The following is a 15,173-nucleotide window of genomic DNA, read 5'->3' on the forward strand; positions in this document are numbered from 1 at the left end:
TACATGATACAAAACCCTTAACTATACCATAAAATAATTTTGCAAGAGGTCTAATATCCCCAATTTTTGACAACGTGATTTTATTATTAACGCATTTGGCTAGGGAAAAAGAGGGAAGGCTTAAAGCCCCCTCATTTATTTGTGGGCCAGTCGAGATATTCAATAAAAGCCTTCCCTCTTTTTCTTTCCTTCGCCCCGTAACAAAATGATGTCTTTTAAATTGGGTATAGGTAAAAGTTTTGTATTGACCCCTTCCTTTGAATCTCGGTCTACCTGACTTTTTGCCGTTAATATCACCGTTTAACCATCTATCAAAAGCTAACTCAACTTTCTTGGGGACTTCCTGTAGTACTTGAGAATGAATCTCTTTGTACCAGGGTCTATCCACTTTAAGTTGAACCAAAGACGCTTTTTGGTTGTAGTATAATGGTTGCTCTTTTAGTTCTGGTATATGGCAAATTAACGGACACCTATCAATAGAACAACGATTCATTTCATACCAATCAAACCTTTGAGCAAGCAAATAGTTGTATTGACAACGCAACATCTCAAGTGTGTTATCAATTTTTTCTGCTTGCTCTTTAGTAGGTTTAATTTTGTACTGGTATGAAGTTTTCATTATTTTGTTTTTGCTATCGACCTATAAATAGAATAGCATAAACGTGTACCCACTGTGTAGCCAATATGAAAAACAAACAATTAAGATTGAGGATGTCTGAACGACGTTTTTATAAGCTACAATTATGTGCCGTCCAATCTGACAAAACAATGACTCAGATAATTGAAGAACTTATTGACTCGTTACCATCCCCGGAGATTGGCAATTCCTGTGAGGGTCTTCCACGTACCAAAATTGGGCAGGCTTCTGAGGAAGATAACTCATTGGGCCAATTGGATAGTAGTAATACAAGCCTGCCCAATTTTGGAGGGGACAATGCAACATCGACCAACATTGCTGATTGAACTGCGTTCAATTACGCCCGTCGGTCAATTCGTCATTGCCCAAAAATTCATCCCGACGCTCAACGAAGCGATATTAGCGGGGCTTCTTTTTGATTAAGCTAAACGCATGATCACAGACTTCATCCATTTCCAATTCAAAATTTCATGCAGCAAAGTATAAAAACAAGGAATGATAAACAGAGTTAACAATGTTGCTAAGGACAATCCTGCAAACACCACAATACCTAAAGGCTGTAAAAATTCTGAACCTTCGCCAATTCCCAATGCTAAAGGAAACATACCTAAAACTGTGGTAATTGTAGTCATTAACACTGGGCGTAGACGTTGGGGAGCAGCTTGTAAAATCGCTGTTTGACGGTTAACACCTTGCTGCTCGCGAATTTGATTGGCTAACTCCACCATGATAATGGCATTGTTAACAACAATACCCACTAACAAAACTGCACCAACAATCACTGTTGCGCCAATGGCAGTTTTGGTAATATAAAGACCGAAAATACCCCCAGCTAATGCCAATGGGATTGTAAACATAATTACCAAAGGATCGATCAGGGAATTGTATTGCACAGCCATAACTACGAAAACTAGAAAGGCGGCTAATCCTCCCAACAACCATAAAGAGTCTTGTAATTGTTGATTAGCTTCTGCTGTCGAACTAGGCAGGATACTCACACCTTGAGGTAATTTTAAGTTATTCAAGACCTCATTCACTTGTGCTTGGGCTTCACTGAGATTTGCGCCTTCGCTCAAATTACCAGCGATAATGAAAACCTGACGCTGGTTAATGCGTTGAATTTCTGAAGGGGCTTGAGCATCGACAATTTCTGCAACATCACTGAGACGGATTTGACGATTATTTTCTACAAATAAAGGTAATCTCTCTAATTGGGAAGGCGATCGCACAGATTCTTCATTTAATTGCACTCGCACATCTACAAGCCGATTACCACGTTGTAGCTGTGTTGGTACGCTACCTTCAATGGCGGTTGCAATTGTGTCACCGATCTCTCTAGCAGTTAATCCCACAGCTGCAACCCTTTCCCAATCTGGACGGATTTGCAGTTCGGGTTGACGTGCATCGCTATCAGGACGAAATCTGGCTAAGTTAACTTTTTCTTCTAGAGTTGCTAGTAATTGCTGTCCGGCTTGCTGTAAGGTGTCTGTGTCATTTCCTTGCATAACTATGTCAACCTCTGCACCCCTGACTGGAGAGTTAGTCAAAATTAAACCCCGTACTTGTCCAGGAGCAACACGCAAACGCACACCTGCTAAATTTAGTTTATTAAATTCTTGGGTAACTCGTTCCACATAAGCTTCCACATCAGAGCCAGGTTTAAGGGTTATGGTGCTAGAACTCCGTAGAGGATTTTCGCTCGTATTAGTGCCAAATAAACCACCGCCAACTGTGGAAAATACGTATTCAGTTTCCGGCTGCTTCTGGAGAATTTCATCAACCGCAGCCATAACTTTTTGGTTATTTTCTAAAGGTGTACCGGGAGGAAACTGAGCAAATAAACTTGCTTGTCCAGTGTTGATCCGGGGTAGAATTTCTTGGGGAATTTGCGGTGCTACCCAGAAACTACCACCACCTAATAAAGCGATCGCGATCGCCACTGTAATTAAGCGAAAACGCAAAACTTTACTCAAGAAAGCACCATAACTTCTGGTTGCAGCATCAAAGCGGCGATTAAACTCCCGAAGAAACCAAAAATTACTCAAACCACTGGAAATCCGCCATGATAGCATCCGAGAAGTCAACATCGGTACGACAGTGACAGCAATTAAAATAGAAGCAGCAACAGCAAAACTAATTGTCAGAATCAATTCATTGAATAGCAGCGAAATAAAACCGCCAATCAGCAAAAACGGCAAAACCGATACTAAGTTGGTGCTAGTAGAAGCTAGCAAAGCTGATTCTACTTCTTTACTACTTTGTTCTGCTTGTTGAATAAGTTGCCATGAACTGAGGCGAGTTCTGGTATCTTTACCAGGAGTCATACCCGCACCTTCAGCAATATTCTCCAGCATGACGATGGAGTTGTCCACCACGATACCAACCCCCAACGCCAAACCACCCAAACTGAAAATATTTAAAGATAGTCCAAACAATCCCATCAAAATAATGGCAGCTAAGGTTGCCAAGGGAATAGCAACTACAATAATTAAAGTTTGCCGCACCGAACCAAGAAATAATAGAACTGCGATCGCGGCTAGTGCTGCTCCAATTAGACCGGAAGTGGCAACATTAGAAATAGAATTACGGATAAACCGTGATTCATCCGAGGTAGGTGTGAGAATAGTTCCTTCTGGAATGACACCAGATTTTCTCAGTTCTTCGATTCGCTTTTTGACTCCATCCACAACGTCTATGGTATTAGCATCCGGTTGCTTTTGAATGCTGACTTTTACTGCTGGTTGTCTGTTGAGTAAAACCAAAAGGCGTTGGTTTTCTGTACCATCAATCACTTGAGCAAAGTCACGTAGGTAGACGCGACGGTTAGGAATAGAAGTGGAAGAATTAGAGGAACTAGAGGAATTAGAAGAATTAGAGGAACTAGAGGAATTAGAGGAATTAGAGGAACTAGAGGAATTAGAGGAAGAAGAAACTTCAAAAGAAAGATTGCTAATTTCATCCGCACTCTGAAAGCGTCCGACGGTGCGGGTGAGAGGTTCGGAATTTTGTCCAAAAATTCGACCACCAGAAATATCTTGGTTGCGGTTAGTGAGTTCGTCGAGTACATCGGTTAAACCAACACCAATGGCCTGCAAGCGATCCAAATCAATATTTACTCTAACTTCTTCTTGCACTCCTCCTGAGACATCGACTCCCGCAACTCCTGACACAACACTAAGTTCGCGGGCTAATTCTTCTTCAGCAAATACACGTAAATCAACACCTTCTAATGAGGGTGAAGTTAAAGCCAATTCGTAAATCGGTGATTGAGAGGGGTCAAATTTGAAGAGTCGGGGTTCTTCAATAGTATCTGGTAAGCCACTTCTGGCTCTGTTAAATGAGGCTGTAGCATCGTTAAGGGCTTGGTCAATATTACCCCCTGGTTGAAAAAACAAATCTAAATTTATCTGTCCTTCACGGGTTTGAGAAAAAATTTGTACCATACCCTCGGTAGCTGCAAAAGCTTCTTCCAGTGGTCTGGTGATTTCATCAATTGCTACTTCCGGCGAAATTCCAGGGGCTTGTACCCGAACACCAATACGGGGATAGGTAATTGATGGCAGCAAATCTACTGATAGGGTAGTGACAAAAAAAATACCCATTACCATGACTGCCAGAGTAAGCATCAGTGTACCGATGTGTTGGCGAATCGAGAGGGCGCTGATACTCAGTCCCCCACTTTTTTTTGTTGCCTGCATTTTTGTATATTCAGAGTAGATAAAAGTATTTTTTGTTGTGGTTGTTAAAGACGCACAGCAATGCGCCCCTACTAACGATCCTTTGAATCCAATTTTTCAGAAAGTATTGAAAGACGTACAGCATCGCCTTCTTTGAGAGGCTTACCACTGCGTACTACGTACTCCTCATTCGGTTGTAAACCAGAAATAATTTCTACTTTACCGTCATTAGTTTCACCCAATTTTACGGATCTACTTGCAACCGTTGTTTTGCCTTGTTCTCGCTTCACCACAAACACCTTACCCTGATCAGTTTTTGGTTTCGAGTTTGAATTTCGGTTTTGCTTATTTCCTCCTCCCGTTTGGATTGCAGTTAAAGGTACTACTACTCGTTCTTGTCCCTTTTCAATAAAACTCACTCTTGCTAAAAGTCCACTACCGATTTTTGTCCCGTTATTGGGAATCACTACTTCTACTGGTACTAAACGAGCTGTATTGTCAGCAGCTGGGGAGATACGTGTCACAGTACCAATGTATGTATGATCACCAAAAGCGTCTAAGCGTACTTTTGCTGACTGTCCCACCTGAATATTTGCCAGTTCTAATTCGGAAACTTGGACTTTAACTTTGACACGGCTGAAATCCCCGATTTTTAAAACTTCATTACCTGGTTGCAAAAGATTTCCGGGTTCTGTAACTTGTTCTAAGACTGCACCAGCAATCGGAGATACTAGCTTGGCATAGGAGCGGCGTTCTTTGGCTTCTGCGACTAAGGCTTGTTGAGCTGTTAATCTTCCCTTTGCAGCAGCAACAGCTTCTTGTTCTGTACGTACTTGTTCCTGTGCAGCGCGGAAGGCTTGTGTGGCTGTTCGGGCGTTGGTGCGTGCTTGTTCGGCTGCTTGTTGAGCGATCGCTCCTTCTTTGAGGAGTTTATCTTGTCTTTCGGCATCGGCAACAGCTTGTGCTACTTCTAATCGCGTCCGTTCTACCTCAACACGCGCATTACTCACTTGAGCATTCGCCCTTGCTACTTCCGACTTGAGGGCTGCGAGTTCGGCTTCGGCTTGATTTAAGGCTGTTCGTAGTAAAGCATCATCTATCTGTCCGACTATTTGATTTTTTGTTAGAACATCGCCTACATCTACGTTTAAAGCCAAAAGTTGTCCTTGAATTTGCGATCGCAAAGATACGGTGCGGAATGGTTCAGTACTGGCTGTCAGTTCTAATGGTTGTTGTAGATCATCTTTACGAGCGATCGCCACATCTACAGGTGTTGCACTATCTGTTTGTCCAGATACAGCACGACGATCTTGTTGAGCCTCCGCAGATTCTTTGGGAAGTGATCCACAACCCCCCATCAACAATCCTATACTCAGCCAGGAAACCACTAAGAATACAGATGAATCCGGCAATAAAGGTGGATTTTTAACCAATATACACAGCTTATTTCCGTCGCAAAACATTATTTCTGGCTCCTACTGAGGCGGTTTTCGCTCAATCACAACCGCCGATAACTAGTCCTAATATATAGATGTTGTGAATTTTACTCAGAGTACATGAATAAAGGAAAATCCTTTGAATTAAAGATAAAACTGTAACTTTTCTTCTATCATTTTTACTAGGCTTTATGTATTTTAAATTACTTAATCTCGAAGAATATCTTCCTATTACAAACTCAGTAAAATTTCATCTATCTGATATAATTATTAATACAGTATAAATATTTATGGTTTAACTTGTCTCTACTTAAAGGCATAAGACTAAAAACTAACGAATTTAAGTCTTTGTATAGTTCTTTTTTAGCCCATAGATTACGTGTTAAGTAAAATATCCTTTCTTAGGCTATTACACACATTTCTCTAGCAATTAGAGATTCTTTAGGAGAGTAAAAATAATATTACTCTAAGTATTTTTTGTAGTTTATTTTCTCTATCATAGAAACCATACTTAGTAAGTACATGAGAAGAAAGTCATGTATACACCCATGACCTAAGTCATGTTTATACTCTGAAAAATTTATATATATATAAATCCTATATTCTTTTTACTTTTACCTTGTTTGGTAATTATCTTTTGGAAAATAGATATTTTTTCTAGAGTTGTAGCAACTTTATCAACAACTCTTCGTACTTTTAGTTTATATTAAAAAAAGTAAATTTTTTGGAAAACAGGATACACAATATGTATGTCCTTGTATAACCAATTCTGAATTAACTGGGCGCGAGGAAGGCTAACCGTGACATCACCACTACAAATTTTACAAAGAACCGACGAATCTTTGCTTGCGGAATTTTTTCAAGCATCTGTAGGTAAATGGAACTCAGAACGCCGCTATTACACTCTTCCAGAGGGAGAAACCAAAGAAATGGTAAGTGTAATTACAATAAAATTTCTGGAGCAAGGATGCGAGGAATTACGTAAGCTAGCTGAAATGCACAGCTTGTCTGATACAGTAAGCTTAACCTGTGGTGCTGAAGTCATATGGGAAAGCACTAATTCGATTTCAGGAAGAAAAGAATCAAAGGGAACAACTTTATTTGGGGCTTTAGGCAACACACTGTATCGCGATCGCGGTTTCGCTACAAGCAAGCCAGTTACAGCCGAGTATTACTTCCCCAACCCCACAACCCTATGTTTGCGAACTGAGTACAATAATTCTGTATTTGAGGAAGAATTAAAGCTAGTCGGTAGCAAGTACCGCACACGCCAATCTATAATTTCCCGTGCAGGTGAGCAGTTAATGATTGGTCAATATTTAGAAAAACGGATTTAACTCTTTGTCACTAACCCAGGGCTAAAGCCACTGGGCTTGCAAGAGGGGAAATAACCACTTCCCTGAATCAGGTTAAAACTTGTGTCTAGCTAATTAAACTGAACTGTCTGAGTGTGGTAGCTCAAAATACGTTAAGAATGCTTCCCTAGTTTTTAACCTCTGTGACAGTCAGTAGCGAAGGGATATATACACCTAGAAATAGGATTTATCGTGAAATTTGTACCAGTAGTTGACCAAAGCAACCGTCCTCTAATGCCAACAACGCCAAGTAGGGCAAAGCGTTGGATTAAATCAGGCAAAGCTACACCGTTTTTTAAAAAGGGAGTGTTTTGTGTTCGATTAAATCAAGAACCATCTAATAGAAATACTCAGCCAATAGCTGTTGGGGTTGACCCAGGGAGTAAACGAGAAAGCTACACCGTGAAATCTCAATCTCACACCTATTTGAATATCCAAACTCATGCTGTTGATTGGGTTAAAGACCATGTAGAAGTTCGTCGAAATATGCGACGCGCTAGACGATTTCGCAATACCCCGTGTCGCCAAAATCGTAAAAACAGACTTGTAAATAAACAAAAGTTGCCGCCGTCAACTAAAGCTAGATGGCAATGGAAATTACGTATTTGCAAGTGGTTAACGTTAATGTTCCCCATTTCAACTTTCGTGATTGAAGACATCAAAGCCAAAACGCTTATTGGTGCAAAAAAATGGAACGTAATGTTTAGTCCGCTAGAAGTTGGTAAAAAATGGTTCTACTCAGAACTAGAAAGACTTGCCAATTTGGAAACCCGAACAGGCAATGACACTTACGAAATGCGTCAAGCTTTAGGGTTGAAAAAATCTAAAAACAAGTTATCCAACAAATTTGATGCTCACTGTGTTGATTCTTGGGTATTAGCTAATTGGTTTGTAGGTGGACACCAAAAGCCAGAAAACACTCAATTAATTGAGATTGTTCCATTAGAATTTCACCGTCGTCAACTTCACCGATTACAGCACTCTGTTGGACATATTAGGTCTAGATATGGTGGAACAATTAGCGCAGGATTTAAGCGCGGTTCAGTAGTAAGACATCTCAAGTTTGGATTTTGTTATGTGGGTGGTTGGCAAGAATCACCAACTAAAAAAGAACCAAACAGAAAAACAATTAGCTTGCATAGTTTTGAAACTGGTAAGCGATTAACGCAAAATGCGACCCCCAAAGATTGCATTTTCAAAACTTACGGATCATGGAGAATATCCACTGCAACTAAAGTTGCTTGAGTCGTGTTTCCTCTCAGGTCGCGCATACTCTGAGTTTCCACACATCCCACGAGGTTTTATGAAGACGCATATCAAAGAACCCCACCCTCTCCTTACCAAGGGGATGAAAGGAGGTTAGGAGGGGTCAAAATAATGTGCAGCTTCACAGAAAATTGGTATTAAAAAAAAGGCTTATTCATTCAGTCTACTAAAAGTAGACTTGTACTATTAGCCCGCAGTTTATTTGCGGGCTTGCGGGCGGTCTGCGAGTCTATTAACACTAAATTTATTTAATAGTGATTCCCCGACTTGCGATAATGCACAGCAGTAACACCATCGTCTAGAACCTGACCATTATCTACAGTCGCATACACTAGCCAGTGGTCGCCTGCTTCCATCCGAGTTTCTACGGTACATTCGAGGTAAGCTAACGCATCTGTAAGGATGGGATTACCATTCTCGGCTTCTGTAGTAGCAACACCCTCAAAACGATCTTGCGCTGGACCAAAGGGTTTGAGAAAGTGTTTCATTAACCCTATGTGTTTCCCTTCTTTAAGGATATTAAGGATAAATTTATTACCAGAATGTGTCAATGGTTCAACTGCTCGATCTTTGGCAACAGCAACCGTGAAACCAGGAGGATTAAAGCTAGCTTGAGATACCCAAGAGGCTAACATAGCGCTAGATATATCCTCTCGTTTAGCTGTAATTACGCACAAAGAACCAATGACTCGCCCAACAGCTTGTTCTACATTGGTAGCAGGTTGGCTGGGAGTACGTACTTTTTTGGCTTTTTTCAATGCTTGGGCAAAGTCTGTTCCAGCTTCTTCACAAGTTTGCAAAGTAACATCGTTGGGTTTGAATTTAACTCGAATAGGTTCAAAGCCAAACTGATAACCAGCGTCTTTAAGTTTACCTTCAATCAGATCAATAGCTTCGCCACTCCAACCGTAGGAACCAAACACGCCTGCGAGTTTGCTTTTAGCAGCAGTGGAAAGCACAATACCTAAAGCAGTCTGCACTGGTGTAGGTGCGTGTCCGCCAAGTGTAGGAGAACCAATGATAAAGCCTGCTGCTTTCTCAACAGCAGCTTGAATCTCACTAGGTTCAGCAACTTCACAGTTAATAGATTCAACCCTGACACTTGCTTTCGTGATTCCGTGGGCGATCGCTTGGGCTAATGTTGCGGTATTTCCGTAAGCAGAAGCATAAATTAATACCACTTTAGTATCTAAAGAAGTCTGTTGCTGGCTCCATTCTCGATAGGCTTTAGTTAAATCAATTAAGCCATAACGCACCAAAGGCCCGTGATTTGGCGCGTACATTCTCACCTGCAAATCGGTAAGTTTGTCCAATGTAGTTTCGATTTGACGGGCATGGGGAGCCATGAGACATTCAAAATAATAGCGTCTGTCTTCGAGAAAAACTTGCCAACCTTCATCAAATACCTGATCGCCGCAGATATGCGCTCCAAATAGCTTATCTGTGTATAAAATTTCTGTCTGTGGATCATAAGTACAAAGTTGATCCGGGTAGCGGGGGTTAGGTGTAGGAATAAATTGCAAATGATGACCTTTGCCTAAATCTAGGGTTTCTTCCCCACGTTTAACTAAAATCGGCAAATCAGGGTTTTCCAACGCGCCACGCAAATTAATCGCCCCTGGATTAGAACAAACGAAAGTTATCTGCGGTGCATGTTCTAGCAAAACTTTGAGAGTAGCTGCGCGATTCGGGTTGACATGACCGAGAATCACATAATCAATCTGTTTTAAATCAAACCGTTTTTGGAGTGCATCTAAATAAATTTCTGTAAAAGTTTCACCTGGTGGGTCAATCAGGGCAATTTTATCCCCTTGAATCAAATAAGAATTCGCAGTTGTACCCTTAGCGAGAGCGTATTCAATTTCAAATCTCAGACGAGTCCAACTGCGCGATCGCAATATTGTTGTACCTGTTGCAATGGGGAGAATTTGAACGTCACGAGGTTTTGTGGATGTCATAGTTTTTTGGGATAAGGGATAAGGGATCGGGTATAAGGGATTGGGGATTGGATAACAGAGAACAGGGATCGGAGATTGGGGATTCTCCAGAGGAGACGCACTCGCGTTCGGGGATCGGGGATGAGGAATAAAGTATTAGGAAATAACTTAACCTCAGTTCGGGTTAAGGACTCAATTTTGATCGCTTGAACGAGAAAATAAGGGTTTCAGGCTCTCAAAACCAACGACATAATCAAGGTTTCAGCTTATTCCGAACTCAGGTTAACTTAGTCTCCACTCCCAGTTTCCAGTTCCCTGTTCTCTGCTCCCGATCCCCGATCCCAGTTCCCCGATCCCTCCTAATAGTGATTTCCAACTTTGCGATGATGTATAGCCGTTAAAGCTTCTGGCTTACTCACTCGTCCCGCATCAACTGTACTGTAGACTATCCAGTGATCGCCGCAGTCCATCCGACTAGTAACTTCACACTCCATGTATGCTAAAGCGTCGGTGAGGATAGGTGTACCATTTTGGGCTGGCTGAGTTCTAACTCCTTCAAAACGATCTGCACCGGGAGCGAAGCGTTTGAGGAAGTGTTTCATTAAACTTTGGTAATTACCTTCTTCCAGCACATTCAATACAAATTGATCACCCACTTGCATCAGTGATTCGATCGCCCGATCTTTCGCCACTGCAATTGATATTCCCAAGGGTTTGAAGCTAGCTTGACTAACCCAAGATGCTAGCATCGCACTTTTAACATCGCCTTTTTGGGCAGTAATTATATACAATCCACCGCTAATTCTACCCAAGGCTTTATCTAAGTCTGCGCCCAGGGATTTCATGGCTTTAATGCTTTTATCGCGTGTTACCCATTGACCTAAATCTGTCCCTGATTCTTCCAACAACTTGTAGGTGTTTTCTGTGGGTGTTTCTTTCATGCGAATCGCTGGGAAAGCAGATTTTAAACCCAAATCCCGGAATTTAATCAACAGTGGATCTATTGGTTCGTCATCACCACCACCTGTTTCAAAAATCCCCACAACTTGTTTTTCTTTTACAGCACCTAAAACAGCACTAAGGGCTGTTTGTGCTGCTGGGTTAGATACTGGTGGTGTCCCCACTACAATTCCTGCACATCGACTGATGAGTTCTTGGAGTTCTTGCAAATCTGCGGTTTTCAGGTCTACCAATTCCACTGCTACACCTGTTTTGCTGATACCGTTAGCAACAGCTTGTGCTAGGCGATCGCCCCAACCATAACCAGAAACGTAAAATACACCAACTGTAGTTTCTGCTTTGGTTTGAGATTGACTCCAACTGCGATAGCGTCCGGTTAGTTCTTCAACGTTGTGGGAAAGTAGCGGCCCGTGACCTGTGGCAATCATACCAATTTTTTCCAGTTCACCCATGCGCTTGAGAGCGGACAGCACCGACCGGGCATTCGGAGCCATTAAGCATTCATAGTAAAATTCAAAATCTGGAGATATGGCTTCTAAATCTTCGTCAAATGTCGCATCTGAACAATAATGCAACCCAAAAGCATCGCATGTGAAAAGAGTTTCGGTTTTGTGGTCGTAGCTAAAGATAGTGTCAGGCCAGTGTAAGTTTGGTGCAATCACAAATTCTAATTCGTGACCCTTACCTAAATCTAAGCGATCGCCATTTTTCACAATCCGCCGTTTGAAAGGTTGGTGTACCAAGTCTTCCAAAAACTGAATTGCTACCTTGGAACCAACAACAGTGATATCTGGGGCTAGTTGCAGAACATCTTTAACTAAACCACTGTGATCTGGCTCGGTATGACTGATAATCAAATAGTTAATGTCTGCTGGGTTTATTTGATTTTTGAGGGTATCTAAATATAGCTGGCGAAACTTTTCGTGAGAGGTATCGACTAAAGCTATCTGCTCACCGCGTATGATAAACGAATTATAGGTAGTACCATTTTGCAGACCGAATTCAATATCGAAGCGATCGCGATCCCAGTCCAGAGAACGAATAGCTGTTGTGTCCAACGCAATATCTGTTACCTGGATAGTCAGTCTTTTTTTCGGGTTTTCGGCGAGTGCTACCATAACTGCCTCCATAGCAAATGAGTATTTTTTCCTCTATGTTATATTCTGACACGAGGTTATTGTAAATATTTATTAAATAATTTATAGATTAGTTAAAAAAGCTATAAGTATAAATTTGTACTAAAAACAGGAGTGATCAGGAATTTACAACTGGTTAAAAATTTAAATTTTGGGCGAGAAACTGTAACTTGATTTCTATGCATATCTATACAAATCTGGTCATTTTGCATAGGTCTAGGCATAGTCGTATCCATCTTTCCGGTGAACAGGTGTTAAGTACTCCAATTTGATTGATCTCCGTTTTTTGTCAATAACAAACTCGCCGTATCCGTGAGACATTGGGCAAACACGTGCGGTAAATGTTCCGGCATACTTACCTTTTGGAACATCAGCACGAACAATGTCACCTGTGCAAAATCCAAATATTGGACGTAGTGGACGATGTTTTTGTGGGTAGCCAAACTTATCTGTCTGGTATCGTTGCCTACTACCAAAACCAGTTGCTTTCACGAGAAGAATCTTGGTCGTGACAAGTTTTATGGTTTCGACTGCTCCGACACACGCAGCATCAATCCAGTGAGCTTTTGGCAGTTCAAGCCGAATCCGATTGAATTTGGTTTGACCACCTGTACCTGTGCTGACGCTCACGCCGAAAGACTTCAAAATATTGAACAAAGCCCATCTAGTGGAATTAACCGATGCTGCATCTTTGAGCGGTGTTTTAGCTTGTTTCAGAACACGATTCAATATGTCAGACTTACCTTTGAGGAAGTCCTTAATATCTTTGTTTCCTTTGCGTTGATTGCACTTGTGGCAAGCTAAGCAGAGATTAGATATCCGGTCAGACCCACCTTTTGATTTAGGTTGGATGTGTTCAATTTCTAGAGGAACATCCTTCACTCCACAATAAGCACATTGACGATTCCACTTCTCCAGCAAGTACTCACGGCACTCATAACCATGTAGTGTTCCTTGTTGGTACTCAGTGCTGGATATCTCAGGATTCTGAATAGCTTGAGTATCGAACTTCACTAACTCTTGAGTAATCAAACCGATTGGTGCAAATTTATGAAGTCGCTTGACCCAAGTCTCAGTTGTGAGAACGCGGTGTCGCAATGATGGAGCTAACCAACCTTCTGGACGTTTACGATTAAGAAACCGCGCTTTTCTGTAGCGGGTGTTTCGGTTCCGTCGTCCTCTACGCACCGCTAAACGATGCTCTAGAGCGTCTTTGATTTGTTGACCACGGTGTTTTAACTCCATTCCCCAGATGACATTACCTTGGTTAGTTACTAGAGCTATTCCAGTAAATTTTGAACCTGGATCAATTTTGAGCGCAAGTGGATATACGTTAGGATTCTCTATCACTCGCTTTAAAATTAAAGTACATGGATAGCGCCGAAACAAAGCAGCTTTACCTGAATCTAATAACTTTCTAGCCTGTGCCGGATGTATAGGATTCAGTGGTGTTTTGTTTTGGTCAATCAAAAAGACATAGTTTGACATATTCTGTCATCCTTATTACTAAGTAAAGTTTGCCTCGACAATGATTTAAGAGCTTTTTAAGGAAGTGGCACTACGGCTATAAACCTGTTTACCGATTACTTAACCACTTCCGACAGGGCTACTGGCTGGCGTTTACCTGTAGGTGTCATGACTCAAAAATCGTAGACCGTGCTATCGCGCCGCTGCGCTAACAAAAGTCTTAGTCTGCACGCCCCGACTTTGTACAGATATGCCTAGCCTTGACTAGTTCTGCATAGGTTTTTCGGAGCGGTGTTGTCTACTGAAGATGGTTAGAATCTCGTTTTAACTCTTGATCACTTCATTAAGTAACCTTAGATAGAAGAAATGTATAACTGTAGTCTTCTAGTATGGTTTTAACAACATTAAAAGTGCCATTTACAAAGATTGTATTGCGATCGCTTTCTTTCTGGCATTACTAAGAAATCTCATGAAAATTCTTACGTAGATGTACTCAGAAATTTGGTTAGCTTTAATAATTGGTAACTCTCGCTTGCACTGGGGTTGGTTTGAGGGTAAAACACTTTACCATACCTGGAATACAGAACGCCTTCCTAAGTCGTTTGTGTATCAATTATCTCAATGCCGAACCCTAAACGAAATACTTAACAGTCTTTCTTTGACTCCCCACACTCTCCACACCTCCCACACCTCCGAAGTCCCCATCTCTATCTTCCTCGCTTCGGTAGTTCCTAGTCAAACGGCATTATGGTTAACTTACCCAAATGTAAGTGTAATTACTTTAGATGAAATACCCCTCAAAAGTGTGTATCCCACTTTAGGAATAGATCGGGCTTTAGCGTTATGGGGTGCAGGGGTAACTTGGGGTTTTCCCATGTTAGTAATAGATGCGGGTACAGCACTAACTTTCACTGGTGCTGATGCAAATCAAAATCTTGTTGGAGGTGCGATTTTGCCAGGATTGGGTTTACAAATAGCGACTCTTACCCAAAAAACCGGACAATTACCAAATGTAGAATTACCTCAAGATTTACCGCAAAGGTTTGCTGTGAATACTCCAGAGGCGATCCAAAGCGGGGTGATTTATAGCTTGTTAGCTGGAATTAAAGATTTTGTTGAGGCATGGTGGCAGTCATTTCCCCAAAGTAAGATTACTATTACTGGGGGCGATCGCACTTTTTTAATGAACTATCTACAATCTCACATACCACAAATAGCAGCAAACATAATTGTAGAACCAAATTTAGTCTTCTGGGGAATGCAAGAAATTGTGACTAGTTATTAATTCTTGGATGCTTGTCT

General features: G+C 41.4%; 10 protein-coding genes. 4 read left to right on the forward strand and 6 right to left on the reverse strand.

From position 1 onward, the window contains the following. Window positions 1–619: RNA-guided endonuclease InsQ/TnpB family protein (locus AC5JMK_RS21260; RefSeq protein WP_495910976.1), on the reverse strand; the 619-nt coding region annotated here is incomplete at its 3' end. Between the two features lie 315 nt (window positions 620–934). Here AC5JMK_RS21260 and AC5JMK_RS21265 point away from each other — a divergent pair. Then, window positions 935–1,060 (forward strand): hypothetical protein, encoded by a 126-nt coding sequence (locus AC5JMK_RS21265; protein WP_495910977.1) that lies wholly within the window; start codon window positions 935–937, stop codon window positions 1,058–1,060. On the opposite strand, the gene AC5JMK_RS21270 is transcribed toward AC5JMK_RS21265, so the two are convergent. Both AC5JMK_RS21270 and AC5JMK_RS21275 read right to left on the reverse strand, forming a co-directional pair. After that, window positions 1,057–4,335, reverse strand: coding sequence for an efflux RND transporter permease subunit (locus AC5JMK_RS21270; RefSeq protein WP_096674104.1), 3,279 nt, complete (start codon window positions 4,333–4,335; stop codon window positions 1,057–1,059). The two genes, AC5JMK_RS21265 and AC5JMK_RS21270, sit on opposite strands and share 4 nt — an antisense overlap. Before the next feature lie 71 nt (window positions 4,336–4,406). After that, entirely contained in the window at window positions 4,407–5,777 is a 1,371-nt protein-coding gene (locus AC5JMK_RS21275; RefSeq protein WP_096674106.1) for an efflux RND transporter periplasmic adaptor subunit, read from the reverse strand. A gap of 773 nt (window positions 5,778–6,550) precedes the next feature. Here AC5JMK_RS21275 and AC5JMK_RS21280 point away from each other — a divergent pair. Together AC5JMK_RS21280 and AC5JMK_RS21285 are read left to right on the forward strand one after the other, a co-directional pair. Beyond that, entirely contained in the window at window positions 6,551–7,087 is a 537-nt protein-coding gene (locus AC5JMK_RS21280) for a phycobiliprotein lyase (protein WP_096674108.1), read from the forward strand. A gap of 210 nt (window positions 7,088–7,297) precedes the next feature. Next, a complete protein-coding gene (locus AC5JMK_RS21285) occupies window positions 7,298–8,350 on the forward strand; it encodes an RRXRR domain-containing protein (RefSeq protein ID WP_096674110.1) in 1,053 nt (350 codons plus the stop codon). A 269-nt stretch (window positions 8,351–8,619) separates the two neighbouring features. Here the strand turns inward: AC5JMK_RS21285 and AC5JMK_RS21290 are convergent, their stop codons facing one another. From AC5JMK_RS21290 to iscB, 3 genes are all read right to left on the reverse strand, one after another. After that, window positions 8,620–10,329, reverse strand: a complete 1,710-nt coding sequence (locus AC5JMK_RS21290; RefSeq protein WP_096674111.1) for a diflavin flavoprotein — start codon at window positions 10,327–10,329, stop codon at window positions 8,620–8,622. Window positions 10,330–10,667: 338 nt separating this feature from the next. Beyond that, entirely contained in the window at window positions 10,668–12,386 is a 1,719-nt protein-coding gene (locus tag AC5JMK_RS21295) for a diflavin flavoprotein (protein ID WP_096678732.1), read from the reverse strand. 234 nt (window positions 12,387–12,620) lie between these two features. Then, the gene (gene iscB / locus AC5JMK_RS21300; protein WP_495910978.1) at window positions 12,621–13,892 is read right to left on the reverse strand and encodes an RNA-guided endonuclease IscB; all 1,272 of its coding nucleotides are present in this window, start codon (window positions 13,890–13,892) and stop codon (window positions 12,621–12,623) included. A 466-nt stretch (window positions 13,893–14,358) separates the two neighbouring features. Here iscB and AC5JMK_RS21305 point away from each other — a divergent pair, with 466 nt between their 5' ends. Further along, complete coding sequence (locus tag AC5JMK_RS21305; protein ID WP_495910979.1) at window positions 14,359–15,156, forward strand: pantothenate kinase; 798 nt, start codon at window positions 14,359–14,361, stop codon at window positions 15,154–15,156. Window positions 15,157–15,173 lie beyond the last annotated feature (17 nt).

The sequence above is a fragment of the Pelatocladus sp. genome, assembly GCF_059505505.1.

What these genes read in the sequence shown, in the direction of transcription:
- AC5JMK_RS21265 (WP_495910977.1), top strand. Translation starts at nt 935, where the DNA reads ATGCAACATCGACCAACATTGCTGATTGAACTGCGTTCAATTACGCCC.
- AC5JMK_RS21305 (WP_495910979.1), top strand. Translation starts at nt 14,359, where the DNA reads ATGTACTCAGAAATTTGGTTAGCTTTAATAATTGGTAACTCTCGCTTG.
- AC5JMK_RS21270 (WP_096674104.1), bottom strand. Translation starts at nt 4,335, where the DNA reads ATGCAGGCAACAAAAAAAAGTGGGGGACTGAGTATCAGCGCCCTCTCG.
- AC5JMK_RS21290 (WP_096674111.1), bottom strand. Translation starts at nt 10,329, where the DNA reads ATGACATCCACAAAACCTCGTGACGTTCAAATTCTCCCCATTGCAACA.
- AC5JMK_RS21275 (WP_096674106.1), bottom strand. Translation starts at nt 5,777, where the DNA reads ATGTTTTGCGACGGAAATAAGCTGTGTATATTGGTTAAAAATCCACCT.
- AC5JMK_RS21295 (WP_096678732.1), bottom strand. Translation starts at nt 12,386, where the DNA reads ATGGTAGCACTCGCCGAAAACCCGAAAAAAAGACTGACTATCCAGGTA.
- iscB (WP_495910978.1), bottom strand. Translation starts at nt 13,892, where the DNA reads ATGTCAAACTATGTCTTTTTGATTGACCAAAACAAAACACCACTGAAT.